General features: G+C 76.5%; 1 pseudogene. It reads right to left on the reverse strand.

Annotated elements, in window-relative coordinates:
• Positions 1-26: 26 nt before the first annotated feature.
• Positions 27-18,103 (reverse strand): annotated as a pseudogene (locus tag ACWDBE_RS21425) (SDR family NAD(P)-dependent oxidoreductase); the annotation flags it as partial.

The raw sequence follows: 18,103 nt of genomic DNA on the forward strand, positions 1-18,103 counted from the left end.
GAGGTGCCGGTTCGGGCGGCGACGGGTCAGGAGATGCCGAACTCCTTGCCGATGAACTCGAACATCTCGTCGTCGGTGGCCGCCTCCAACTCGTCGGCGACGGTGGCGTCCTCGGGGCGGGCCTCCTCCGCGGCCCAGCGCTCGGCCAGGGCCCGGAGCCGGATCGCGACCCGGGCCCGGCCCTCCTCGTCCGTCGCGGCGGCGGTCAGCGCCGCCTCCAGCCGGTCGAGTTCGGCGAGCATCGGGGTGACCGCGTCGGCGCCCTCCTGGAGCAGGTCCTCCCGCAGCCGCTCGGCGAGGTCGAGCGCGCACGGGTGGTCGAAGACCAGGGTGGCCGGCAGCCGCAGGCCGGTCACGGCGTTCAGCCGGTTGCGCAGCTCGACCGCCGTGAGGGAGTCGAAGCCGAGCTCCTTGAAGGCCAGTTCGGGCTCGACGGCGGACCGGTCCGGGTGTCCGAGGACGGCCGCCACCTGGTCCTGGACCAGCTCCAGCAGGATCCTCTCCCGCTCGGCCGGGGAGGCCGCGGCCAGCCGGCCCGCCAGGTCGCCGCCGGCGGCGGGCACACCCGCCGCCGCACGCCGCACCGGACGGACCAGCCCGCGCAGCAGCGGCGGGACCGGTCCTTCGCCCAACTCGCCGCGCAGCGCGGGGACATCAAGCCGGACCGGGACGGGCGCGGGCTCGGCGAGGCCGAGCGCGGCGTCGAACAGGGTCAGACCCTCGGGCTCGGTGAGCGCGCTCACACCGCCCCGGGCCATCCGGCGGCCGTCGCCCTCCTCCAGCGAACCGGCCATGCCGGCCTCCGCCCACGGGCCCCAGGCCAGGGAGACGGCGGGCAGGCCCCGGGTCCGGCGGTGCCGGGCCAGGGCGTCCAGGAAGGCGTTGGCGGCGGCGTAGTTCGCCTGCCCGGCGTTGCCGAAGACCCCGGCGGCCGAGGAGAACAGGACGAAGGAGTCGAGCTCCAGGCCCGCCGTCAGCTCGTGCAGGTTGAGCGCGGCGTCGACCTTCGGTCGCAGCACCCGCTCCAGCCGCCCCGCGTCCAGGGAGGACAGGACGCCGTCGTCCAGCACCCCGGCCGCGTGCACGACCCCGGTCAGCGGGTGGTCGGCCGGGATCCGGGCCAGCAGGCCGGCCAGCGCCTCCCGGTCGGCCGCGTCGCACGCCTCGACGGCGACGCCCGCGCCCAGCGCGGTCAGCTCCCCCACCAGCTCGTCCATCCCCTCGGCGGACCGGCCGCGCCGGCCGGCCAGCACCAGGTGCCGCACGCCGAGGTCGGCGACCAGGTGCCGGGCGAGCACCCGGCCGAGGGCGCCAGTGGCGCCGGTGAGCAGGACGGTCCCGTCCGCGGCGAAGGCGCTCGGGACGGCGGCCTCGGCCGCCTGCGGGGCGCTCACCCGGGCCAGCCGCGGGGCCAGCGCCGCACCCCGGCGCAGCGCCAGCTGCGGCTCGTCGGCCGCCAGGGCCGCGGCAAGCGCCCGCCGCGAGCGCTCGTCGCCGTCCAGGTCCACCACGGTGAACCGGCCCGGCTCCTCGGACTGCGCCGAGCGGACCAGGCCCCAGACCGCGGCGGCGGCCAGGTCGGTCACGTCCTCCTCGGCGCCCGCCGCCACCGCGCCACCGGTCAGCAGCACCAGCCGACTGCCCGCCAGCCGGCTGTCGGCCGCGAACAGCTGCACCAGCGCCAGCGTCTCGCCCAACGCGTCCCGGGTGGCCTCGGCGAGGTCCCCGCCGCGCCCGCGCACCGGCACCAGCACGGCCTCCGGCGCGGGCGCGCCGTCGTCCAGGGCCGCCAGCAGCGCGGCCACGTCCGGGTGCCGGTCCACCAGGCCGCCGACGGCGCCCAGGGCGTCCTCAAGGGCCTCCAGCCCGTGGCCGTCCGCGCCGACCAGGGACCAGTCGGACGGCTCCGGGGCGGGCAGACCCGCCACCGGCGACCACTCGACCGCGAACATCGAGTCGATCACGGCCGCGCCGGCCGCCCCGACCTGCTCCGGCGACAGCGGCCGGACCACCAGCGCCTCGACCGAACCGACCGGACGGCCGTCCTGGTCGGCCAGCGTCAGGGCGACGGCGTCCGGGCCGACCGGGGCCAGCCGGACCCGCAGCGCCCGGGCCCGGGAGGCGACCAGGGTCACGCCGCTCCAGGAGAACGGCAGCCGGCCCTGTGCCTGCTGCTCCCCGGCGTCCGCCGCGGCAGAGTCCGCTCCGGCGGCGGACGCCGCCGGGTCGGGCAGGCCGAGGGCGTGCAGCGCGGCGTCCAGCAGTGCCGGGTGCAGGCCGAACCCGACGGCCTGGTCGGCCGGTTCCTCCGGCAGGGCGACCTCGGCGAACAGCTCGTCGCCGCGCCGCCAGGCGGCCCGCAGGCCCTGGAAAGCCGGGCCGTAGCCGAAACCGTGCTCGGCCAGGCCCTCGTACAGGCCGTCCAGTTCCAGCGCCCGGGCCCCGGCCGGCGGCCACTCGGCCGGCCCGGCCTCGGCGGTCCGCCCGGTGTCGGCCGGCTCGGCGGTGAGCGCGCCGGCGGCGTGGCGGGTCCACGGCTCACCCGGCGCGGCGTCCTGCGAACGGGCGTGCAGGGTCAGCGCGCGGCGGCCGGACGCGTCCGGCGCGGCCACCCGCACCTGCAACTCCACGGCGCCACGCGCCGGGAGGACCAGCGGGGCCTCCAGCGTCAGCTCCTCCAGGTGGCGGCAGCCCGCCTGCTCGCCCGCCGCGAGCGCCAGCTCGACGAAGGCCGTGCCGGGGAGGATCACCGTGCCCGCGACCGCGTGGTCGCCCAGCCAGGGCTGGGTGCGCAGCGACAGGCTGCCGGTGAACAGCAGCTCCTCGGAGTCGGCCACCGCGACGGCCGCGCCGAGCAGCGGGTGCCCGGCGAGCCGCAGCCCGGCCGACGCGACGTCCCCGACCAGGGCCGGCGCCTCCAGCCAGTAGCGGCGGCGCTGGAAGGGGTAGGTGGGCAGGTCGGCGCGGCGGGCGCCGGTGCCGGCGAACAGCGCCGGCCAGTCGACGGACGCGCCGTGGGCGTGGGCGGTGGCCAGGGCGGTCAGCGCGCTTTGCGCCTCGGGCCGGCCGGCGCGCAGCGCGGGCACGAACACGCCGTCCGCGACGCAGCCCTGGGCCATGGCGGTGAGGACACCGTCGGGGCCCAGCTCCAGGTACGTGGTGACGCCCTGGGCCTCCAGGGCCCGCATGCCGTCGGCGAAGCGGACGGCCTCGCGGACGTGCCGCACCCAGTACTCGGGCTCGCACAGCTCCTCGGCGGTGGCCAGGGTGCCGGTGACGTTGGAGACCACCGGGATGCGCGGGGCGCTGTACGTCAGGCGCTCGGCCACCTCGCGGAAGTCGTCCAGCATGCCGTCCATCAGCGGGGAGTGGAAGGCGTGCGAGACGCTCAGACGCTTGGTCTTCTCGAACTTCCCGGCGATCGCCAGGATTTCGGACTCCTCGCCCGAAATCACCACGGACGTCGGGCCGTTGATCGCGGCGATGCTGACGTTCTCGGTGAGCAGCGGCAGCACCTCGGCCTCGGCGGCCTTCACCGCGACCATCGCGCCACCCTCGGGCAGCGCCTGCATCAGCCGGCCACGGGCCGCCACCAGCGCGGCGGCGTCGTCGAGGGAGAGAACGCCCGCGACGTGCGCGGCCGCCAGCTCGCCGATCGAGTGGCCGACCAGGACGTCGGGGCGCACGCCCCAGCTCTCGAAGAGCCGGAACAGCGCCACCTCGACGGCGAACAGCGCGAGCTGGGTGAACTCCGTCCGCGCCAGGACGTCAGCGTCCTCGCCGAACACCGCCTCCTTCAGCGGGAGTTCGACCTTGGCGCACACGGCGTCGAAGGCCTCGGCGAACACCGGGTAGGCCTCGTACAGCTCCCGGCCCATCCCGGGACGCTGGCTGCCCTGCCCGGTGAACAGGAACGCCAGCTTCCCGCCGGCCTCCCCCGCGACCACCCCGGCCGCCGCCTCACCGCGTGCCAACGCCCTGACACCGGCCAGGAGTTCGCCGCCGTCACGGCCGACGACCACGGCCCGGTGCTTGTGCACGGCGCGGCCGGTGGCCAGCGCGTACGCGACATCGACCGGCTCGACGCCGGTCCGGGCCGCACCCAGCCGGCCGAGGAGCCGGACCGCCTGCTCGCGCAGCGCGGTCTCGTCCCGGCCGGAGAGCACCCACGGGAGCGCCGGGGGCATGATGCGGGCCTCGGTCTCGGGCGCGGCCGGCGCCTGCTCGACCACGACGTGGGCGTTGGTGCCGCTGAACCCGAAGGAGGAGACGGCCGCGCGACGCGGACGCCCGGTCTCCGGCCACGGCCGGGCCTCGGTGAGCAGCTCGACCGCGCCCGCGGTCCAGTCGATGTGCGGCGACGGCTCGTCCGCGTGCAGGGTGCGCGGCAGCACGCCCTCCCGCATCGCCATCACCATCTTGATGATGCCGCCGACACCGGCCGCCGCCTGGGCGTGGCCGATGTTGGACTTGAGCGAGCCCAGCCACAGCGGCTCGCCGTTCTCGCCGCGCTCCTGCCCGTAGGTGGCGAGCAGCGCGTCGGCCTCGATCGGGTCGCCGAGGGTGGTGCCGGTGCCGTGCGCCTCGACGGCGTCCACCTCGGCGGCGGTCAGCCGGGCGGCGGCCAGGGCCTGGCGGATGACGCGGCGCTGGGAGGGGCCGTTGGGGGCGGTCAGGCCGTTGCTGGCGCCGTCCTGGTTGACGGCGGAGCCGCGGACCACGGCGAGCACCGGGTGGCCGTTGCGGCGGGCGTCCGACAGCTTCTCCAGCAGCAGCATGCCCGCGCCCTCGGCCCAGCCGGTGCCGTCCGCGTCGGCCGAGAAGGCCTTGCAGCGGCCGTCGGCGGCGAGGCCCCGCTGGCGGCTGAACTCGACGAACGGGCCGGGGGTGGACATCACCGTCACACCGCCGGCCAGCGCCAGCTCGCACTCGCCGCCGCGCAGCGCCTGGGCGGCGAGGTGCAGGGCGACCAGGGAGGAGGAGCAGGCGGTGTCCACGGTCACCGCCGGGCCCTCGAGACCGAAGGTGTACGACACCCGGCCCGAGGCGACGCTGCCGGAGCCGCCGGTGCCGAGGTAGCCCTCGACGCCGGCGGGCAGGGCCGGAAGCCGGCTGAGGTAGTCGTGGTACATCACGCCGGCGAACACGCCGGTGGCGCTGCCGCGCAGCGTGCCGGGGTCGATGCCCGCGCGTTCGAAGGCCTCCCAGGAGGTCTCCAGCAGCAGCCGCTGCTGCGGGTCCATGGCGAGCGCCTCGCGCGGCGAGATGCCGAAGAACGCCGGGTCGAACTCGGCCGCGTCGTGCAGGAACCCGCCCTCGCGGGCGTAGCTGGTGCCCTGCTGGTCCGGGTCGTCGTCGTGCAGGCCGTCGAGGTCCCAGCCGCGGTCGGCCGGGAACGGGGTGACGGCGTCCCGACCGCCGGCGACCAGGGCCCACAGCTCCTCGGGGGTCCGCACCCCGCCGGGGTAGCGGCAGGCCATGCCGACGATGGCGATCGGCTCGTCGCCGCCGGCCGGCGTCACCGGCGCGGGGAGCGTCCGGTCGGCCCGGGCGCCGTCGAACAGCTCCTCGGCCAGGTAGGCGGCCAGGGCCGCCGGTGTCGGGTGGTCGAAGACCAGGCCGGCGGGCAGCCGCAGGCCGGTCAGCGCACCGAGCCGGTTGCGCAGCTCGACGGCGGTCAGCGAGTCGAAGCCCAGCCGGGTGAAGGAGGTCGCGGGTTCCACGGCCTCGGCCGAGCTGTGGCCGAGAACGGCCGACGCCTGGTCGCGGACCTCCGACAGCAGCCGCGCCGTCCGCTGCTCCGGCGCCAACGGCGCCAGCAGGCGGGCCAGTTCGGAGCCGGACGGGTCGGCACCTGCGGCCGCACCGCGGCGGACGGGGACGCGCACCAGGCCGCGCAGCAGGTGCGGCAGCCCGGCCTGCGCCCCGGCCCGCAGGGCGCCGAGGTCGAGCCGGATCGGCACCAGGACCGCCCGCTCGGCGGACAGCGCCCGGTCGAACAGGGCGAGGCCCTGCTCGGCGGTGAGGGCGTCGACGCCGGAGCGCGACAGGCGCCGGGCGTCGCCGTCCTGCAGCTCGCCCGCCATGCCGCCGGTGCCGGGCGTCCCGGACTGCTGCGCCCACAGGCCCCAGGCCAGCGAGGTCGCCGGGAGGCCCCCGGCGCGGCGGTGCGCGGCGAGCGCGTCCAGGAAGGCGTTGGCCGCCGCGTAGTTGCCCTGGCCGGCGTTGCCGAAGGTGCCGGCCGCCGAGGAGAACAGCACGAAGGCGGCGAGGTCCTGGCCGGCAGTCAGCTCGTGCAGGTTGAGCGCCGCGTCGACCTTCGGACGGAACACCGCGTCGACCCGGTCGGGGGTGAGGGCGGCGACCACGCCGTCGTCGAGCACACCGGCGGTGTGCACCACGGCGGTCAGCGGGTGCTGCGCCGGGACGGCCGCGAGCACCTCGCCCAGCGCCTCGCGGTCGGCCGCGTCGCAGGCGACCATGGTCGCCTCGGCGCCCAGCCCGGCGAGTTCCCCGGCCAGCTCCGGCCAGCCCTCGGCCACCGGGCCGCGGCGGCTGAGCAGCAGCAGGTGCCGCACGCCGTACCGGGTCACCAGGTGACGGGCCACCAGGGCGCCGAGCGAGCCGGTGGCACCCGTCACCAGGACGGTGCCCGCCGGGTCCAGGGCCGGGAGGTCGGTGCCGCCCGCCGCCCGGGCCAGCCGGGGCGCGTGGGCCCGGCCGGCCCGCAGCGCCAGCTGGGGCTCGCCGCTCGCCAGCGCGCCCGGCAGGGCGGTGACGGCGTCCGGGCCGTCCGCCGGGTCGAGGTCCAGCAGCACCAGGCGGCCCGGGTGCTCGGACTGGGCCGAGCGCAGCAGGCCCCACAGGGCGGCCGCGGCGGGGTCCGCGAGGGCCTCGCCCGGGAGCGCGACGGCGCCCCGGGTCACCAGGACCAGCCGGGAGGCGGCGAACCGCTCCTCGGCCAGCCAGGCCTGGGCCAGCGTCAGGGCGAAGCAGGCGGCGTCGCGGGCCGCCGTACGCAGGTCGGCGGCGGGCTCGGTGGCCCACGGGACCAGGACGGTCGCGGGGGCCTCGGCGCCGGAGTCCAGGTCCGCCAGCAGGTCCGGCAGACCGGCGTGGACGTCGAGCCCGTCGACGACGGTGGGCAGGTCCGCCAGCAGGCCCAGCGGATCCTGGCCGGCGACGGCCCAGGACGCACCGGCCGGGCCGTCGGCGGCGGGCAGCGCCGTCCAGTCGACGGCGAACAGCGCGTCGGCGCCGTCGCCGGCCGTCAGGGCGCCGGCCCCGAGCGGGCGCAGGGCCAGCGACTCGACCGAGCCGACCGGCCGGCCGTCGGCGGTGGCGAGGCTCAGCGCCACCGTGTCCTGGCCGGCCGCCGCCAGCCGCACGCGCAGCGCGTCCGCGCCGGTGGCGTGCAGGGCGATGCCGGTCCAGGCGAAGGGCAGGTGGGCCCCGCCGTCGGCCGCGACGAACCCGCCGAGGCCCACCGCCTGCACGGCGGCGTCCAACAGGGCCGGATGCAGGCCGAAGGCGCGGGCGTCGCCCCGCACCGGCTCGGGCAGCGCGACCTCGGCGAGCACCTCGTCGCCGTGCCGCCAGGCCGCCCGCAGGCCGCGGAACGCCGGGCCGTACCCGAAGCCGGCGGCCGCCATCCCGGCGTACAGACCGTCCACGTCCAGCGCCTCGGCGCCGGCCGGGGGCCAGCTGCCCTCGACGTCCCCGGCCGGGGCGGCCGGCAGCGCCGCCGAGAGCGTGCCCGAGGCGTGGCGAGTCCAGGGGCCGTCCTCGCCGGCGCTCTCGGCCCGCGCGTGGACGGTCACCGGGCGGCGGCCCGCACCGTCGGCCGCGCCGGCCCGGACCTGGACCTGCACGCCGCCGGACGCCGGGAGCACCAGCGGGGCCTCCAGCGTCAGCTCGTCCAGCAGCGCGCAGCCGACCTGGTCACCGGCCCGCAGGGCCAGTTCGACGAAGGCCGTCCCGGGCAGGATCACCGTGCCGGCCACCGCGTGGTCGGCCAGCCACGGGTGCGAGTGCAGCGAGAGCCGGCCGGTGAACAGCACCCCGTCCGCGTCCGCCACGGACACCGCGGCGCCGAGCAGCGGGTGGCCCACCGGGCTCTGGCCCAGGGCGACCGGGCTGCCGAACGGGACGGCCGGCGGGTGGAGCCAGAAGTGCTCCCGCTGGAAGGGGTAGGTGGGCAGGTCGGCGCGGCGGGCGCCGGTGCCGGCGAACAGCGCCGGCCAGTCGACGGACGCGCCGTGGGCGTGGGCGGTGGCCAGGGCGGTCAGCGCGCTCTGCGCCTCGGGCCGGCCGGAGCGCAGCGCGGGCACGAACACGCCGTCCGCGACGCAGCCCTGGGCCATCGCGGTGAGGACACCGTCGGGGCCCAGCTCCAGGTACGTGGTGACGCCCTGGGCTTCCAGGGCCCGCATGCCGTCGGCGAAGCGGACGGCCTCGCGGACGTGGCGCACCCAGTACTCGGGCTCGCACAGCTCCTCGGCGGTGGCCAGGGTGCCGGTGACGTTGGAGACCACCGGGATGCGCGGGGCGCTGTACGTCAGGCGCTCGGCCACCTCGCGGAAGTCGTCCAGCATGCCGTCCATCAGCGGGGAGTGGAACGCGTGGGAGACGTTGAGGCGCTTGGTCTTCTCGAACTTCCCGGCGATCGCCAGGACTTCGGACTCGTCGCCGGAGACCACCACGGACGTCGGGCCGTTGATCGCGGCGATGCTGACGTTCTCGGTGAGCAGCGGCAGCACCTCGGCCTCGGCGGCCTTCACCGCGACCATCGCGCCACCCTCGGGCAGCGCCTGCATCAGCCGGCCACGGGCCGCCACCAGCGCGGCGGCGTCGTCGAGGGAGAGAACGCCCGCGACGTGCGCGGCCACCAGCTCACCGATCGAGTGGCCCACCAGGACGTCGGGGCGCACGCCCCAGCTCTCGAAGAGCCGGAACAGTGCCACCTCGACGGCGAACAGCGCGAGCTGGGTGTACTCGGTACGGGCGAGAACGTCAGCGTCCTCGCCGAACACGGCGTCAAGCAGCGGCAGTTCGACCCGAGCGCAGATCGCGTCGAAGGCCTCCGCGAACACCGGGTAGGCCTCGTACAGCTCCCGGCCCATCCCGGGACGCTGGCTGCCCTGCCCGGTGAACAGGAACGCCGTCCGCCCCTCGGAGGCCTCGCCGACGACCGTGCCGGCCGCCGGTCGCCCCTCCGCCAACGCCCGTACGCCGGCGATGAGTTCCTCACCGTCCCGGCCGACGACCACCGCCCGGTACCGGTGCTGCGCCCGGCCCGTGGCCAGGGCGTAGGCGACGTCGAGCGCGGACGCGTCCGCCGCCCCGTCCGCCAGGCGGGCCTGCAGCCGGACGGCCTGCTCACGCAGCGCGTCCTCGGTCTGGGCGGAGAGCAGCCACGGCAGCACCGCCGGGGAGGCGGCGGTGTCGGCAGGTTCGGCGGCCGGCGCGGGCGCCTGCTCCAGGATGACGTGGGCGTTGGTGCCGCTGAACCCGAAGGAGGAGACACCCGCGCGGCGCGGCGCGCCGGTCTCGGGCCAGTCCCTGGCCTCGGCCAGCAGCTCGACGGCGCCGGCGGTCCAGTCGATGTGCGGGGACGGCTCGTCCACGTGCAGGGTGCGCGGCAGCACGCCCTCCCGCATCGCGAGCACCATCTTGATGATGCCGCCGACGCCGGCCGCCGCCTGGGTGTGACCGATGTTGGACTTGAGCGAGCCCAGCCACAGCGGGCGGTCGCCCGGGCGCTCCTGGCCGTAGGTGGCGAGCAGCGCCTGGGCCTCGATCGGGTCGCCGAGGGTGGTGCCGGTGCCGTGCGCCTCGACGGCGTCCACCTGGTCGGAGGTGAGCCGGGCGTCGGCCAGGGCCTGGCGGATGACGCGCTGCTGGGACGGGCCGTTGGGCGCGGTGAGGCCGCTGCTGGCACCGTCCTGGTTGATCGCGCTGCCGCGCACGACGGCCAGCACCGGGTGTCCGTTGCGCTCGGCGTCGGAGAGGCGCTCCAGCAGGAGCATGCCCGCGCCCTCTGCCCAGCCGGTGCCGTCGGCGTCGGCCGAGAAGGCCTTGCAGCGGCCGTCGAGGGCCAGGCCGCGCTGGCGGCTGAAGTCGATGAAGGCGCCGGGGGTGGCCATCACCGTCACACCGCCGGCCAGGGCGAGGGTGCACTCCTGGCGGCGCAGCGCCTGGACGGCCCAGTGCAGGGCGACCAGCGAGGAGGAGCAGGCGGTGTCCACGGTGACGGCCGGGCCCTCAAGACCGAAGGTGTACGACACCCGGCCGGAGGCGATGCTGCCCGAGCTGCCGGTGCCGAGGTAGCCCTCGACGCCCTCCGGCACCACGGACAGCCGGGCGGCGTAGTCGTGGTACATCACGCCGGCGAACACGCCGGTGGCGCTGCCGCGCAGCGTGCCGGGGTCGATGCCCGCGCGTTCGAAGGCCTCCCAGGAGGTCTCCAGCAGCAGCCGCTGCTGCGGGTCCATGGCCATCGCCTCGCGCGGCGAGATGCCGAAGAACGCCGGGTCGAAGCGGCCCGCGTCGTGCAGGAAGCCGCCCTCGCGGGTCACCGAGGTGCCGGGGCTGTCCGGGTCCGGGGAGTACAGCGCCTCCAGGTCCCAGCCGCGGTCGGTCGGGAACGCCGACACGCCGTCACCGCCGGCCGCGACCAGCTTCCACAGCTCCTCGGGCGAGGCCACGCCGCCCGGGTAGCGGCAGCTCATCGCGACGATCGCGATCGGCTCCTGGTCGGCCGCCTCCACCTCGCGCAGCCGCAGCCGCGTCTGGTGCAGATCGGCCGTCACCCGCTTGAGGTAGTCGCGAAGCTTGTCCTCATTCACCACGGTGCTCCCCCGTCCGGAAGTTGTCACAGATATCCATACGCACGAGGTCAGAGCCCCAGCTCGTTGTCGATGAAGTCGAAGAGGTCGTCGTCGCTGGCCTCGTCGAGCCGCTCGGTGACGGCCTCGCCGGCCGCCGGGGCGGCGGCGCCCCACAGGGCGAGCAGGTCCTGGAGGCGGGCGGTCAGCCCGGCCCGGACCGTGTCGTCCAACGGACCGGCCGCCAGCGCCGCCAGGGACGCCTCCAGCCGCCCGAGTTCGCCGAGCACCGGCTCGACGGAACCGCCGGCACCGGAGGTCCGCAGCTCGCCGGCCAGGTGTCCGGCCAGCGCGGCAGGGCTCGGGTGGTCGAACAGCAGGGTGGCCGGCAGCCGCAGCCCGGTGGCGGCGCCGATCCGGTTGCGCAGCTCGACCGCCGTCAGCGAGTCGAAGCCCTGCTCCAGGAAGCCGCGCCCGGGCACCACCGCGTCGGGGCCCGCGTGGCCGAGCACCGCCGCGCCGTGCGAGCGGACCAGGTCCAGCAGGATCCGGTCCCGCTCCTCCGGCTCGGCACCGGCCAGCCGCTGCCGCAGCGCGTGGGCGGCGTCGCCCGAGGCGTCCACCGCCCGACGGGCCGCCGACGGCGCCAGCGTGCGCAGCACGGCCGGTACGGCCGCCCCGGCGGCGCGGGCCCGCAGCGCTCGCAGGTCCAGGGCGATCGGCACCAGCACCGACTCGTCGCCGGCCAGCGCCCGGTCGAGCAGCGCCAGGCCCTGCTCCGCGGTCAGCGCCGAGACACCGCCCCGGGCCATCCGGCGGGCGCCGGTGCCCTCCAGGGCGGCGGCCATCCCGCCGGACTGCTCCCAGAGCCCCCAGGCGAGCGAGGTGCCGGGCAGGCCACGGGCGGCGCGGTGCTGCGCCAGCGCGTCCAGGAAGGCGTTGGCCGCGGCGTAGTTCGCCTGACCGGCGTTGCCCAGCGTGCCCGCCGCGGAGGAGAACAGGACGAACCGGGCGAGGCCCGAACCGGCCGTCAGCTCGTGCAGGTTGAGCGCCGCGTCGACCTTGGGCCGCAGCACGGCGTCCAGCCGCTCGGGCGTGAGCGAGCCGATCACGCCGTCGTCGAGCACACCGGCGGTGTGCACGACGGCCGTCAGCGGGTGCTGCGCCGGGACGGTGGCGAGCACCTTGCCCAGCGCCTCCCGGTCGGCCGCGTCGCAGGCCGCGAAGGCCACCGCGGCGCCCAGCCCGGACAGTTCCCCGGCCAGCTCCCGGGCCCCGTCGGCGGCCTCGCCGCGACGGCTGAGCAGCAGCAGGTGACGCACCCCGTGCTCGGCCACCAGGTGCCGGGCGACCAGGCCGCCCAGCGCTCCGGTGGCACCGGTGAGCAGCACCGTGCCGTCCGGGTCGAGGGCGCCCCGGGCGGTGCCCGGGGTCTGCGCCCTGGCGAGCTGCGGGATCAGCAAGGCGCCGTCGCGCACCGCCAGTTGGGGCTCCTCGGCCGCCAGGGCGACGGGCAGCGCCCGGGCGGCGTCCGGCGCTTCGTCCAGGTCGACCAGGACGAAGCGTCCCGGGTACTCGGACTGCGCGGACCGCACCAGGCCCCAGACCGTGGCCGCGCCCGGGTCCGGCACGCCGTCCCGCGGGGCGGCGGCCAGCGCACCCCGGGTGAGCAGCACCAGCCGGGTGCCGGTGAAGCACTCCTCGGCGAGGAACGCCTGCACCAGCGTCAGCACGCGGAAGGCGGCGACCCGGGCGTTGTCGGCGGCATCGGCGGCGTCGGCGGTTCCCGGGGCGGCGTCGGCGAGCAGCCCGCCGGCCGGGCAGGTCAGCAGCAGCACGTCGGGGGCGGTGCCCGACTCCACCAGGCCGAGCAGGTCGGCGTGGCGGTCCGGAACCGTACCCGCGGCGGCCAGGGCCTCGGCCACGCCGAAGGCGTCCTCGCCCAGCAGCGCCCACCGGCCCTCGGCCACCGGCTCGGCCGGCGAGGCCGCCGACGCGACGGCCGGAGCCGACCAGTCCAGCCGGAAGAGCGCGTCCTCGTGCGACGCACCGCCCGCCCGGGCCAGCTGCTCCCGGTCCACCGGCCGCAGCACCAGAGAGTCCACCGTCGCCACCGGACGGCCCCCGGCGTCCGCGACGGTCAGCGCGACCGCGTCGCGCCCCGCCGCCGCCAGCCGCACCCGCAGCGCGCCCGCGCCCGAGGCGTGGAGCTCGACGCCACTCCAGGAGAACGGCAGCAGACCGCCGCCCTCCCGGTCGGCCAGGACGCCCAGCCCGATCGCGTGCAGCGCGGCGTCCAGCAGCGCCGGGTGCAGTCCGAAGCCGGCGGCGTGGTCGGCCGGTTCCTCCGGCAGGGTGACCTCGGCGAACACCTCGTCGCCGCGCCGCCAGGCGGCCCGCAGTCCCTGGAACGTCGGTCCGTAGTCGAACCCGGACACGGCCAGCGCCTCGTACCAGCCGTCGACGGCCACGGGCTCGACCCCGGCCGGCGGCCACTCCGTCAGCGACTCGCCCTCCGTACGCGCGGCCGAGGCCAGCGCACCGGTCGCGTGCCGTGTCCACGGCTCGTCCGCCGAGGCCCGCTCCGAACGGGAGTGGACGCTCACGGGCCTGCGCCCGTCCTCGTCCGGCCCGCCGACCAGCACCTGGACAGCCAGCCCGCCCTGCTCGGACAGCACCAGCGGCGCCGCCAGCGTCAGCTCCTCCAGCACCGCACAGCCGACCTCGTCCGCTGCCCGCATCACGAGCTCGACGAAGGCCGTGCCGGGCAGGATCACCGTGCCCGCGACCGCGTGCTCCGCCAGCCACGGGTGGGTGCGCAGCGACAGGCTGCCGGTGAACAGGTGGCCCTCACCGTCGGCCAGCGCCACCGCCGCACCCAGCAACGGGTGGTCGGTCCGCCCGAGCCCGAAGGCCGTCGCGTCCCCGGCCCGGCGGACACCGACCGTCGGCCAGTAGCGCTCGCGCTGGAAGGGGTAGGTGGGCAGGTCGGCGCGGCGGGCGCCGGTGCCGGCGAACAGCGCCGGCCAGTCGACGGACGCGCCGTGGGCGTGGGCGGTGGCCAGGGCGGTCAGCGCGGTCCGCGCCTCGGGCCGGCCGGAGCGCAGCGCGGGCACGAACACGCCGTCCGCGAGGAAGTCCTGGGCCATGGCGGTGAGGACACCGTCGGGGCCCAGCTCCAGGTACGTGGTGACGCCCTGGGCTTCCAGGGCCCGCATGCCGTCGGCGAAGCGGACGGCCTCGCGGACGTGGCGCACCCAGTACTCGGGCTCGCACAGCTCCTCGGCGGTGGCCAGGGTGCCGGTGACGTTGGAGACCACCGGGATGCGCGGGGCGCTGTACGTCAGGCGCTCGGCCACCTCGCGGAAGTCGTCCAGCATGCCGTCCATCAGCGGGGAGTGGAAGGCGTGGGAGACATTGAGGCGCTTGGTCTTCTCGAACTTCCCTGCGATCGCCAGGACTTCGGACTCCTCGCCCGAGACCACCACGGACGTCGGCCCGTTGACCGCGGCGATGCTGACGTTCTCGGTGAGCAGCGGCAGCACCTCGGCCTCGGCGGCCTTCACCGCGACCATCGCGCCACCCTCGGGCAGCGCCTGCATCAGCCGGCCACGGGCCGCCACCAGCGCGGCGGCGTCGTCGAGGGAGAGAACGCCCGCGACGTGCGCGGCCGCCAGCTCACCGATCGAGTGGCCCACCAGGACGTCGGGGCGCACGCCCCAACTCTCGAAGAGCCGGAACAGCGCCACCTCGACGGCGAACAGCGCGAGCTGGGTGAACTCCGTCCGCACCAGGACGTCAGCGTCCTCGCCGAACACCGCCTCCTTCAGCGGGAGTTCGACCTTGGCGCACACGGCGTCGAAGGCCTCCGCGAACACCGGGTAGGCCTCGTACAGCTCCCGGCCCATCCCGGGACGCTGGCTGCCCTGCCCGGTGAACAGGAACGCCAGCTTCCCGGTGTCGGCCGTGCCTCGCACCAGGCCGTCCGCGAACTCGCCCCGGGCGAGCGCGGCGAGAGCCTGCAGCACCTCGTCCCGGTCGGCCGCCGTCAGCACGGCCCGGTGGTCGAACCGGCCCCGCGTGACCGCCAGCGAGAAGGCGACGTCCGCCGACTCGACGGGGCCCTCGAGGTGGGAACGCAGGCGAAGCGCCTGGTCCCGCAGGGCGGCCTCGGTACGGCCGGACAGCACCCACGGAAGCAGCTGCCGGGCGGTGGTGCCCGCCTCACGCGGAGCGTCGGCCGGGGCCTGCTCGATGATGGCGTGGGCGTTGGTGCCGCTGAAGCCGAAGGAGGAGACGGCCGCGCGACGCGGACGCCCGGTCTCCGGCCAGGGCCGGGCCTCGGTCAGCAGCTCGACGGCGCCCGAGGCCCAGTCGATGTGCGGGGACGGCTCGTTGACGTGCAGCGTCTGCGGAAGCACACCCTCCCGCATCGCGAGCACCATCTTGATGATGCCGCCGACACCGGCCGCCGCCTGGGTGTGGCCGATGTTGGACTTCAACGACCCCAGCCACAGCGGCTCTTCGGCACGCTCCTGGCCGTAGGTGGCCAGCAGCGCCTGCGCCTCGATCGGGTCGCCGAGGGTGGTGCCGGTGCCGTGCGCCTCGACCGTGTCCACGTCGTTGGCCGTGAGGCGTGCGTTGGCGAGGGCCTGGCGGATGACGCGCTGCTGGGACGGGCCGTTGGGGGCGGTCAGGCCGTTGCTGGCACCGTCCTGGTTGATCGCACTGCCACGGACCACCGCGAGAACCTGGTGCCCGTTGCGCTGCGCGTCGGACAGGCGCTCCAGCAGGAGCATGCCGACACCCTCGGACCAGCCGGTACCGTCCGCGTCGGCCGAGAAGGCCTTGCAGCGGCCGTCGAAGGAGAGCCCGCCCTGGCGGCTGAAGTCGATGAACGCGGCCGGGGTGGACATCACCGTCACACCGCCCGCCAGGGCCATCGTGCACTCGCCGTTGCGCAGGGCCTGGGCGGCCAGGTGGAGGGCGACCAGGGAGGAGGAGCAGGCGGTGTCGACCGTCACCGCCGGGCCCTCAAGACCGAAGGTGTACGCCAGGCGGCCCGAGATGACACTGCCCGCGTTGCCGGTGCCCAGGTAGCCCTCGGCGCCGGACGGGACCGACTCCAGCAGCGAGGCGTAGTCGTGGTACATCACGCCCGTGAACACGCCGGTGGCGCTGCCGCGCAGAGCGGCCGGGTCGACGCCCGCCCGCTCGAAGGCCTCCCAGGACGTCTCCAGCAGCAGGCGCTGCTGCGGGTCCATGGTGAGCGCCTCGCGGGGGCTGATGCCGAAGAAGCCGGCGTCGAACTCGGCGGCGCCGTGCAGGAATCCGCCTTCCCGCGTGTGGCTGCCTCCGGGCTGGGTGCCGTCCGCGCCGAACAGGGCGTCGAGGTCCCAGCCACGGTCGGTCGGGAAGAGCGAGATGCCGTCGCCGCCGCCGTGCACCAGCCGCCACAGGTCCTCGGGCGAGGCGACCCCGCCCGGGTAGCGGCAGGCCATGCCGACGATCGCGATCGGCTCGTCCACGACGGTCGTGGACAGCACGCCGGCAGTCGCCGGGGCCTCACCGACGAGTTCGTCGCGGATGAAGTCGGCGAGCGCGGACGGCGTCGGGTAGTCGAAGACCAGTGTGGCCGGCAGGCGCAGGCCGGTGGCCGCGTTGAGGCGGTTGCGCAGCTCGATGGCGGTGAGGGAGTCGAAGCCCAGCTCACGGAAGGCGCGGGCCGGGTCCACCCCTTCCGCCGAACCGTGGCCCAGGACCTCGGCCACCTGGGTGCGGACCACCTCGCGGACGGCCTCGTCGCGGCGCGCCACCGGCAGGGCCAGCAGGCGCTCGGCCAGCGAACCGGCGGCAGCGGAACCGCCGCTGGCGGCGGTCCGGCGGCGCGGCGTACGGACGAGTCCGCGCAGCAGGGGCGGGACCTCGCCGGCGCCGGTCATGGCCACCGGGTCCAGGTGCATCGGGACGAGCAGGGCGCGGTCCAGGGTGAGCGCGCCGTCGAACAGGCCCAGGCCCTCCTGCGAACGCAGCGGCGCCACGCCGGCCCGGGCCAGGCGACGGACGTCGGCCTCGGACAGGCTGGTGGCCATGCCGCCGTCCTCGGCCCACAGGCCCCAGGCCAGCGACGTGCCCGGCAGGCCGTCGGCCCGGCGGCGGGCCGCCAGAGCATCGAGGAACGCGTTCGCGGCGGCGTAGTTGCCCTGGCCCGCGGCGCCGAAGACGCCGGAGGCGGAGGAGAACAGGACGAACGCCGACAGGTCCATCCCGGCGGTCAGTTCGTGCAGGTGCCAAGCCGCGTCGACCTTCGGACGCAGTACCGCCGACAGCCGCTCCGGCGTCAGCGACGACACCACACCGTCATCCAGGACGCCGGCCGTGTGGACCACCGCCGACAGCGAACGACCCTCCAGCATGCGGGCGACGGCCGCGCGGTCGGTGACGTCGCAGGCGACGACATCCACCTCCGCGCCCAACCCGGCCAGCTCGTCGCGCAGTTCGGAAGCGCCAGGCGCTTCCGGGCCGCGACGGCTGGTCAGCAGCAGGCTCCGCACCCCGTGCGCCGTGACCACGTGCCGGGCCACCAGCGAACCCAGACCACCCGTACCACCCGTGACGAGGACCGTACCCTCGCCCAGCGACACGCTGCTCTCCGAGGAAGCGGCAACGCGAACCAGGCGAGGCGCGAACGCCACGCCCCCGCGCACCGACACCTGCGGCTCACCACAGGAGAGGACGCCCGACGGCAGTTCGGCGCCCGCCTCCAGGTCCACCAGCAGGAACCGGTCCGGGTTCTCCGACTGCGCCGAGCGCACCAGACCCCAGACCACCGACTCCGCCAGACCCGCAGCAACGGCGCCACGCGTCACCACGGCGAGCCGCGAAGCGGCGAAGCGCTCCTCCGCCAGCCAGCCCCGCACCAGCTCCAGGGCCCACACACCGGCAGCGTGCGCGGCCTCGGCCACGTCACCGCCGCCCGCCTGCGGAGCCTCGACGACCACGACCTCGGGAACCTCGTCCCCGGCCAGCTCGGCCAGTGACGAGAACAGCTGAACGTCGGCGGCTGACCCGGCCCCGAGCGCGATCTCCACCCAGTCCACGCCGAACAGCGAGTCGGTCGACCCACCGGCCACCGCCAACTGCTCGGCCACCACCGGCCGCAGGGCCAGCGATCGGATGGTCCCGACCGGCTGCCCCTCGGCGTCCGCGAGCGTCAGCGACACCGCGTCCGTACCGGCGGACACCAGCCGCACCCGCAGCGCGTCCGCGCCCGAGGC

The sequence above is a fragment of the Kitasatospora sp. NPDC001132 genome (assembly GCF_053598415.1).